3 protein-coding genes are annotated in these 10,819 nt (G+C 67.4%); 2 read left to right on the top strand and 1 reads right to left on the bottom strand.

Annotated elements, in window-relative coordinates; all coding sequences use genetic code 11:
• Positions 1-190 precede the first annotated feature (190 nt).
• Both AB0D85_RS20460 and AB0D85_RS20455 read left to right on the top strand, forming a co-directional pair.
• Complete coding sequence (locus AB0D85_RS20460) at positions 191-8,788, top strand: ricin-type beta-trefoil lectin domain protein (RefSeq protein WP_362322007.1); 8,598 nt, start codon at positions 191-193, stop codon at positions 8,786-8,788.
• A gap of 116 nt (positions 8,789-8,904) precedes the next feature.
• Positions 8,905-9,741 carry a hypothetical protein gene (locus AB0D85_RS20455; protein WP_362322005.1) on the top strand — a complete coding sequence of 279 codons (837 nt, stop codon included), beginning with the start codon at positions 8,905-8,907 and terminating at the stop codon, positions 9,739-9,741.
• Between the two features lie 442 nt (positions 9,742-10,183).
• On the opposite strand, the gene AB0D85_RS20450 is transcribed toward AB0D85_RS20455, so the two are convergent.
• Entirely contained in the window at positions 10,184-10,312 is a 129-nt protein-coding gene (locus AB0D85_RS20450) for a hypothetical protein (RefSeq protein ID WP_362322003.1), read from the bottom strand.
• Positions 10,313-10,819 lie beyond the last annotated feature (507 nt).

The following is a 10,819-nucleotide window of genomic DNA, read 5'->3' as shown; positions in this document are numbered from 1 at the left end:
CACCAGGTGTTGATATTCGCGACTTCACGGAAAGCGCACATCGGGCACCCAGTTGGCATACGTACTGGTCACATCGCCGGCACAGGGTATTGAGTTGACCGGCCCCCATCAATAGCCTCCCGACGATCACGCAGCCCGCGTGATTGGGGGGCGACGGTCTGTCAGGACCGCTGGTCGTTGGGGGATTTCAGTGAGCGGCAAGCGGCGTTGGTATGCGAGCGTCCAGTACCGGATCTGGGGCAGAGCGCTGACTCTGGCGACGACAGCCGTCGCGTTGCTGACGCTCCTCGTGCCCGCTGCGGTGGCCGCTGGAGTGGTCGTAGGGCCGTACCGCTTCAAGGGCACGGTGTGGAACCCGAAAACCCTGCCGAAAACCCCGGCGGTGGGCAGCCACGCCCTGCGCCGGCCCACTGCCGTCCACCCCAAGGGCTACAAGGCGGCGAGCCGCTATCAGGCCGTCAAACCGGCGTGGCCGAAGGCCGGTACGAAAACGGTCTCCCTGACGCACACCACCGCAGCCGGCAACACCGCCTCCAGCACCGCGGCGACGCCGGGCTCGTCGTCCAGCCCCGCCAGTGCTTCCCGTGCACCCGCCAAAGCTGCATCCGCTCCTTCCCTGAGCACTCGCGTCCTTCCGGTGACGAAGCCCGTCAAGGCCGGCGGCTTGCCGGTGTGGGTGGCACCGGAGCCTGCCGCCGGATACAAGCCAGGCTCCGCCAATCCGTCTGGCCCGGCGGCGGTCAAGGTGAAGGTCGCGTCGCACACCCAGACTCTGCGGGCAGGCGCCGACGGCATGCTGCTCGCTTTCACCCGCGCCGATGCGAAGTCCGGCAGCGGCCGGGTCCGCGTGGTCATCGACTATTCGTCGCTTGCCAAGGCGTACGGCGGTGGCTTCGGGTCACGGCTGCGGCTGTTCCAGGTGCCGGCCTGTGCGATGACCACGCCTCAGCTGAAGCAGTGCGGGACACGGACCCCCATCACCTTCACCAACAGAGCGGCAGCGGACCAGCTCACCGCCACCCTCACGCTCGGCTCCTCCACCGCTGCGGCAGCACGTGCCGCGAGCGGCGCGGCCCAGCCGATGACGATGTCCGCGGACGCCACCACGGCGGACAGCGCGACGGTGGAGGTCACCTCCGGCAACTCGGGATCCCAGGGCAATTATGCGGCAACCTCGCTGAATCCTTCGGGGAGTTGGCAGGCGTCCGGTACCGGCGCCTTCACCTACTCCTACCCGGTCGATGTCCCGTCCGCGGTCGGCGGCAACGCCCCGTCGGTGGCGCTGTCCTACGACTCGCAGTCCGAGGACGGAGAGACCTCGGCCCGCAACTCCCAGGCGTCCTGGATCGGCGACGGCTGGAACTACCAGCCGGGCTTCGTGGAGCGGGCGTACCGTTCCTGCGGCACTCTCCTGAACAGCAGCGGGAACAAGATCCTCAAGGGATCCGGGGACCAGTGCTGGGCTGGTGACAACGCCGCGATCTCCTTCGGCTCGCACTCCGGGCAACTGGTGCCCGACGGCGTCGACTCCAGCGTGCCGGGCGAGATCAAGCAGTGGCGGCTGCAGGGCGACGACGGCACGCTGATCCAGGAGCTGTCCGGGGCCGCCAACGGCCTCCAGGACGGCGTCTACTACCGGGTCCTCACCACCGACGGTACGGCCGCCTACTTCGGTGCCGACCACTCCCCGACCGGCCCCGGCCCCTCCGGCGCGATGCAGTCCGGCACACCCGGCGACTCCTCGACCGATGCCGCCTGGGGCGTGCCCGTGCTGCACCCGGAGTCGGGTGATCCGTGCTACGACTCGGCCAAGGGCAAGGCGTCCCAGTGCGACAAGCACGAGGGCTGGCGCTGGAATCTGGACTTCGTCGTCTCCCCGAGCGGGTTCGTGCAGCGCTACGACTACACGACCGAGACCAACTACTACGACCTGGGCGGCGGCCAGGCCGCGACCGGTGACTCGGGCACACTGACCTCGTACGTCCGCGGCGGCACGCTCGACTCCGTCTCCTACGGCTACAGGCTCACCGACGAGCAGATCGGCCGCAAGCCCGCCGGGCAGGTGGTCTTCACCTCCAAGCAGCGCTGCCAGACCACGGACACCTTCACCGACTGCTCGGCCGGAAACCTCAACGACAACACGGCCCCGCACTGGCCTGATGTGCCGTGGGACCTGCACTGCGACTCCACCGACAGCACCACCCTGCCGTCCGGGTCGACCTCGGTCCCGACCAACGTGTGCATCACCGCGGGGCCGACGTTCTGGTCCACCACCCGCCTGGACAGCATCACGACGAAGGTCCATGTCAGCGACTCGTCGACGGACGATCTCGTGGACGTCGACAGCTATCAGCTGGGGCAGGTGTACTCGGATTCCGGCGGAACGGTCGACCCGGTCACTGGTACCACGGTCGACCCCAAGGATGCAGGCTCTCTGCAGGCCGTGATGTGGCTGCAGTCGATCCAGCACACCGGCAAGGACACTTACGGCAACGGCAACAGCGCCATCAAGCTCAACCAGGTCTCCTTCACCGGTACCGAAATCGACAACCGGGTCAACGACACCTCCCCGTCCGCGCCGCCGCTGTACCGGCCGAGGATCTCCTCGATCCAGACCGAGACCGGTGAGTCCATAGCCATCGAATACAACGCCAACCCGTGTGCGAACAAGACGTTGTCGATCTCGGCTGCGGACGCCAACACCAACTCCTGTTACCCGGTGTACTGGACGGTGCCGGGTGCCTCGAAGCCGATCGCGGACTGGTTCAACAAGACCACCGTGCACACCGTCACGGCATCCGACCTGACGATCGCCTCCCAGTACAAGCCGAACTCCCAGAACATCCCGGCGGGCTCGGAGATACAGGTCTCCACCTACAGCTACACCGGGCCCGCCTGGCACCGGGACGACTCGGCCCAGACCGACGACCAGTACCGCACGTGGGACCAGTTCCGCGGTTTCCGCACGGTCACGGTGCAGACCGGGCAGGCGCCCGAGCCGGTGACCCAGCAGACCACCACCTACCTGCAGGGCATGGACGGCGACTACAAGGCCGACGGCACTCGCCGCTCGGTCAGCGTGGACGCCAAGGTCGGTGGCTCCACGGTCCAGACCGTCACCGATGCCGATCAACTTGCGGGCATGGCACTGGAGAGCGACACCTATACGGCAGCGGGCGGCACCGTCAACGCCGAGACCGTGAACGGCCCCTTCACCTACACCACCACCGCACACACCGGCCAGTCGCCGTGGACGGACTGGACCCAGGACGACAACCCCGGCCAGACCAAGCCGACCCTGTCCACGCTGCCCGACCTGACCGCCTACCGCATCAAGACCACCCAGTCGCACGGATACGCACTGCTCGCGAACGGGACCTGGCGCCACACGCAGACCGACACCTCCTACGACAGCCAGGGCCGGGTCTCGACCGTCGACGCGCACGGCGACGTCAGCGTGGCCGCGCAGGAGAAGTGCGCCACCACCACGTATGCGGCGCCGTCGTCCAGCAACACCATGACCCTGTCCTACCCCGACCAGGTCACCTCCGTCAGCGGACCGTGCGGCACCGCGGCCTCCGCCGGCACACTGCTGGCGGACAAGAAGATCTACTACGACGGCGACGGCACCCTCACCAACCTGGGCACGTTCGGACAGCTCGACCAGACCAGCAGCACCGCCATCGGCCAGGCCAGTGCCGTGCGCACCGCCACCGGTTACACCGGGACCACGGAGAACTGGCAGACCAGCTCGGCGATGAAGTACGACGGCGCCGGCCGGGTCACCGACACTCTCGACGCCACGGGGCAGAACACCCACACCGCCTTCAGCCCCGAATGGTCCCTCTCGGGCGGAAACACCAACCCGACCAGCATCACGACCACCAACTCCAAGAACTGGACGGTCACCTCCACCCTCGACCCCCTGCGGGGCCTGGCCACGGAGAACGTCGACGCCAACAACCGCAAGACCGACATCACCTACGACGCTCTCGGCCGGCGCACGGTCGTCTGGCTGCCGGGCCGTGACAAGACGTCGGGCCAGAGCGCGGACGAGACGTTTGCCTACTCCATCAACCCCGGCGCGGTCGTCGGGCCCAGCGGCAGCCTCACCTCACCCGGTGACCCCTCCGCGGTGACCACGAAGACGCTGCGCGAGGACGGCACGTACGCCTCGTCCATCACCATCTACGACGGGATGCTGCAGCCGCGCCAGACCCAGGCCACAGCCGACGGCGACAGCAACTCCGGCCGGATCATCTCCGACACCTTCTACGACTCCCACGGCTGGCAGACCGCGTCGTTCGCGCCGTACTCCGAGCCGAACAACGTTCCCTCCACCACCCTGTACGCGGCGAACGAGAACCAGATCCCGTCGGAGACCACCACCGAATACGACGGTCAGGGGCGCCCGGTCACCAGCACGCTGTGGCATCAGGCGGTCCCGCAGTGGCACAGCACGACCAGCTACCCCGGCGCCGACGAAACCGACACCACGGCCCCGGCCGGAGGCCGCTCCGCCGCGACCTACACCAACGCGCTCGGCCAGACCACCAGCAGCGTGGTGAAGAACACCGGCAGCACCGTCACCCTGCAGGGCGGCGCCGTCATCCCGTCCGGCACATCCCTCATGTCCGACAGCGTGCGCCTGGCGATGCAGGCCGACGGCAACCTGGTGCTCACCGCGCTGGCCACCGGCAAGACGATCTGGTCCAGCGGCACCAGCGGAAACCCCGGTGCCTACGCCAAGTTCGGTACCGACGGCAACCTCGTCGTCTACACCACCGGCGGTACGGCGAAGTGGACCACCAGCCTGACCTCCACGACCGGCTCCACCCTCCAGGTGCGCAACGACTCCGCAGTGGCGGTCGTCGCCGGCGACAACAGCACCATGTTGTGGCGCCAGGGCACGGCGAACGCGGTCCCGGCCGCCGACGCCGCCACGAAGTACACCTATACCGCGGCCGGCCAGGTCGACACGATTAAGGACAACGCCGGCGACACCTGGTCCTACAAGTACAACCTCCTGGGCCAGAAGACCTCCCAGACGGACCCGAACACCGGCACCACCAGCTACGACCAGTACGACGTCGTTGGCAACCTGCTGCAGACCACCGACCCGCGCGGACAGGCCCTGTCGTACAGCTACGACTGGGACAACCGCCCCACGGCCGAGTACAAGGGCGCTTGGTCGGCGACCCCCGACCCCACCAAGGAACTCGCCTCCTGGGTGTACGACACGCTCGCCAAGGGTTACCCGACCTCGTCCACCCGGTACGTCGGCGGGACGTCCGGATCGGCGTACACCCAGGCGGTCACCGGCTACAACACGGCCTACCAGCCGACCGGCAGCACCCTGACCGTGCCGGCCGCAGACGGCTTCGCCGCGGCCGGACAGTCCACCGCACCGACCAGCGGGACGGTCACCTACACACAGTCCGCCTTCTACACCCCGACCGTCGGGCTGCTGTCCACCGTGCGCTACCAGGCCGACGGCAACCTGCCCGCCGAGGACGTCGACTACGGCTACACCCAGCAAGGAAACCTCGACGGCATCGGCGGCTTCATCACCGCGGCCAACACCCCCGACTACCTGGACACCGCCGTCCACGACCCCTTCGGCCGGGTCCTGCAGACCAACTACGGCCCCACCGGCAAGGAACTGGCCACCTTCGCCCAGTACGACGCCACCACCGGCCGGGTCACCCAGACGTCCAGCATGCTGCAGACGTCCACCACCGCCCTGGGCGTGGCCAACTACCGCTACAACCAGGCCGGCGAGATCACCGCGATCGACGACCTGCAGAACAACACCACCCACGACACCCAGTGCTTCACCTACGACTCCCTCCAGCGCCTGACCGCCGCCTGGACGGACACCGCAGGCATCACTGACTCCACGAGTTCCCCGGTCGGGAGCGTGGGCGGCTGCACCACCGGATCCGTACAAACCACCACCACGGCCCCGGTCACGACCACCACGGTCGACGGCCCGGCACCTTACTGGCAGACGTACACCTACGACCTGCTCGGCGACCGCACCAGCATGGTCAACCACGACACCACCGGAGCCGCGGCCAACGACACCACACAGACCACCGCCTACACCGGCACCGACGGCACCGCCACCGCGACCCTGCCCGACCAGGCGGGCACCACGACCAGCAGCAACCCGACCACCGGCACCGCCACCTGGACCCCCACCTACACCGACCCGGCATACAGCAACGCGAACGCCGGCGACACGATCAGCCGGAAGACCACGACCACCGGCCCGCTGAACACCGGCTTCACCCTCGCCGGCGGCGGCAAACTCTGCATCGACGACGCAGGCGCCTCCACCACCCCCGGCGCAGTGGTCCGCACCTACACCTGCAACGCATCCGCCGCCCAGAACTGGACCATCGGCACCGACGGCACCGTCAAGGTGCTGGGCACCATGTGCCTGGACACCACCGGTAACGCCACCACCGCCGGCACCCTCCTCGTCATCGACACCTGCAACAGCGACGCCACCCAGAAGTGGAAGGTCACCAACACCGGCACCCTGGTCAGCAACGCCAACAGCGCGATGTGCGTGACCGACCCGGGCGCCAGCGCCACCATCCGTACCCAGCTCACCCTCGCCACCTGCGGCAGCGCCGGCCAGACCTGGACCACCGCCGGCACCGGAGCCCTGCCGCCCGGCCAGACCCAGACCTTCACCTACGACGCCGAGGGCCGCACCGCCACCGTCGCCACCGGCTCGGGCACCCACACCAACACCAGCAGCTACCTCTACGACGCCGGCGGCAACCTGCTGGAACAGACCAGCAGCGTCGACGGCACCGCCAAGACCCGCATCCTGTACCTGTTCGGCGGCACCGAACAGATCACGCTGAACGTCTCTGCCAAAACCTGGACCGGCCTGCGCTACTACCACGGTCCGGACGGCACCACCATCTGCCGCTCCAGCAGCGGGACCGTCACCTACGAGGTCGCCAACGCCCAGGGCACCGCCACCACCGCCATCGACGCCAGCACCCTGGCAGTCACCCGCCGCTACTACGACCCCTACGGCAACACCCGCGGCACCAAGCCCACCACCTGGGTGGCCGCAGACGAGAACCACGGCTACCTCGGCCAGCCCACCGACGCCACCACCGGCCTGGACCTCCTCGGCGCCCGCAACTACGACCCAGCCCAGGGCCGCTTCCTCACCCCCGACCCGGTCTTCGAGGCGGGCGACCCCAACCAGATGGGCGGCTACACCTACGCCGGCGACAACCCGTCCACCAATTCCGACCCCAGCGGCCTGTTCGTGCCGGGGGACATCGCCGGAGGCCCACCCAGCAGTTCCACCGACACCGACACCTCCAGCGGCGGCGGTGGGACCAACACCTCAAGCAGCGGTAGTGGGACTAGCAGCAGTTCCACCACCCCAGGAAATCCGTACGCGTGCGGTCGATTCGGAGAATGCGGACCGGCGGTCAACTACAAGCACGACCCCGCGAAGATCGTCGTCAAGGTCGTCATCGAGCCCCTCTGGGACGTCGCTAAGTGTGGGTTCTGGATCGGAGGAGGCGGTGCGGGTCACGATCAGGCCTGCGAGGTGGCCGGCGGTGTCGTCTCGGGCGGTGGTCTCGAAGACGGGGTCGGAGCCGTCGGGAGCGGTGCGGCGCGTGACCTCGAAGGCGCCGGTGACGGGGCTCTCGAAGGCAACGCGGCGGCCGCATCCGACTCCCTCAACGAAGCTGCCGCCGACGAAGCCGACATGGTCGCGGCGAAACGTGCCAACGCACAGGAACACGCCAAGGAAGCGGACGCTGCAGCGACCAAGCCCAGCGAACCGGAAACGGGCAACGCGGGCACAAAGTCCGCACCCAAGACGAAATCGAGCCGCTGCAGCTTCTCCCCGGACACTCCCGTCCTCATGGGTGACGGCAAGACCAAGCCGATCGGCAAGATTAAGACCGGTGACAAGGTTCAAGCCGCCAACCCCAAGACGGGAAGACACCAAGGCGCCCGAACCGTCCAGCACGTGTGGATCAACCACGACCACGACCTGCTCGACCTCACCATCCGCACCAAGAACGGCCACAGCGCCCCCCTCCACACCACCGCCAACCACCCGTTCTGGGACGACACGACACGCACCTGGGTCGCGGCTGGCGAACTCCATCCCGGCGATGCCCTCAATACCGCCACCAACGGCCACGTCTACGTCGTCACCGCCCAACCCGCACATGGTACGGCAAACCGCTGGAACCTCACCGTTCAGCAACTCCACACGTACTATGTTGTGGCGGGAAATGCGACAATTCTCGTGCACAATACGAATTGCGGTGATGGGGCAGCACAGCCTGCGTACGTTTGGCGACCTGGCCGGCACCCGAACATCGATACCGGTCCCCAGGGTCCCCTTGCTGAGGACCAGATCGTCCGGTCCGGGGAAGGAGTGGAGGCTGGAACCTACATCTTCGTGCAGAAGCTGGATGGTTCGGTGCGGGCGATGAACGAGTCGCTGTACGAGGAGGGTGCCTTCGATCCCGAGGCCGACTGGCCGGGACACACGACACTGGCCGACCATGAACCGGTGCTCTTCGCTGGCGGATTCACCGTGAACGCGGAAGGAAGGGTGCTGGAGATGACGAACGGCTCAGGCCACTATCAGCCTGGCAGTTATGCTCCCGCGTACAACGAGGGGGATTACATGCCGCTCCGGGACGTTGCCGCGCGAGCGTTGCAGGGCTTCGGGCTGACAGTCGACGAAGGCACCGCATGGAACCCCTGGTCGGTGCGAAATTAGCGTTACGACGGTTTGACCTGAAAAAGTGGCTCCTGGGAGTGGCGATGTCCATTCATCAACTCCAAGGAGCCACGCTCTCCCCGCCGTCGAGTCGACGTAAGACGTGAGGTGACACCGTGGCGAATCATCCGGGCTTTGGCGTGCTGCTGACCCGCCTACTGAGTAACCGCAGGGTGGATGTCGCGTGGCTGTCCTCCGCGTCCGGTATCCCGGAGACCGAACTCCGCGCGGTGATATCGGGCGTGCCGCCGCTGGCTTCGCAGCTTGACGACCTCGCATCCGCGCTTGGTTTCCATGCCGCCGACCTCTATGTGATCGCCGACCTCCGTGGACCGGAAGCCCTCACACCCCGGGACGCGGCCGCTGGATCCGCGATCGCGGACCTTGTCCGGATCGCGATGGCGCTGCCGTCGGGCCAGAGAGCCCACATCCACCGGCTTGTCGATCAGCTGCCGCTGGAACTCAAAGAACGTCCGTCCGCTCCGCCGTTCATGTATGATCAGCAGGAGGTGGGCTTCGGCGCGATGCTCGCCAACCTGCTGTGTGGCAACCGGAACCTGCACTCCCCGACTGCTGCGGCCAAGACCCTGGCCCTGCTGACCGAAGGCCGCGTGTACCTGGCCGCTTCCACGATCAGCGGCATTGGAAGAGGCCGCGTTCCACTGACTCCGGACCGGGTGGCGGGCTTCGCGACTGCTCTCGGTATTCCGGCTGGTGACCTCGCCGCCATTACTGGTGTCGAACTCCGCGAACCGTCGCGGCCTGACGGTCCGCTGGCGGCCGAAATGGCTCGGCTACTGTGGAACTGTCGGCGCCTGACCACGGCTCAGGCCGGACGTGTGCGCGACGAAGCGGAATCGATGCTCGTAGCAGTGCCTGACGATGCCTCTGGTGAAGATTGGAATCGCGTCTGTCACCACCACGGGAAGTGGTGGGGTGCGCCGAGGCGGTGAGGACTCGCCGCGCACGGGCGCGGGTGAAGCCGTGGCCAGGGCCGGAGCCGGTGCCGGCCGCTCGGCGTGGCGGGATCCTGGGTCGATGACCTCCTCGATCCGGACAGCAAGAGGATCTGTCAGTACGCAACGGCGAAAGCCTCTTCTGGGCGCGAGCCGGGAGACACAGGCGGAACGGAAGGCAGCTCAGGAGAGCAGCCACCGCCCCTCACTCCGCCGGCATCCTGGGATATGGATCTGGCGGGCAAGCTAGAACTGATCCTGGAGCAGATGGCCGACATGTGCGAGCGCTTGGAGCGCCTGGAAGAGGCTCGCCATCGTCCAGGAAGCGAGCGCCTCCAGGACACCTGACTGCATGCAAGGGAGATCCCAGGAGAACCATGGCTCTCCGGGGATCTCTACCGGCCCGGCTTGGATGGGAACAGGGAGCCACGAGGCATGGTCAGCGGCAGACGGCCGGGTACGAACTCTCCTGCCTCTTTTCCTCGTCCTCCACGTCGTCCACGGTGTTGAGGTCGTCGTCGGTGGGTGTGGGCAGGCATGCGCCGCGACTCAGCGCGATGCGGTGCACGTTGCCGACGCTTCAGTCAACCGGACTGCCGGCAGATGCAGTTCGCCCTGCGTCCACTGCCGATTGTCCAGAACACGCCTGGCCTCCTGGAAGATCTCCGGCCAGGCCGAGCTGGGTCGACTCCATGTTGTCGGCGAGCCGCGACAGGTATCCGGCTCCGTCACTTGCGAGATAGCACGGCTTGCCCTTGGGCCCGGCCCACGGCAACAGGCGCAGCTGTCCGGTCCCGCTCGTCATGCCGTGACCTCCACTCCGTCGGACAGCCGGGGACTGATGTCGATGCCGCGCACTGCCAGCCGGAGCGTGCGACGCCGAGCCTGCTGCTTCTGCGCTTCCCCCCTCGTGCGCGACCAGGTACGGGCGGACCAGCCCGATTTCCTCGCCATGCAGTTCCCGGGTCATATCCCGCTGAGTGCAACGCCAGTGCGTTAAGGATGTGTGCGCCCTGTCAAGAGGGCGGGACCTCTGGTAGTTCGCATGGTGTCGAAGCCATTGCGAGTGTCCCGG

Origin of the sequence: Streptomyces sp. NPDC048277, assembly GCF_040652235.1 — a bacterium.
Taxonomy (GTDB): domain Bacteria; phylum Actinomycetota; class Actinomycetes; order Streptomycetales; family Streptomycetaceae; genus Streptomyces.
Note: the sequence above shows the minus strand (reverse complement) of the source record. Positions and strands in the feature narration are given on the sequence as shown.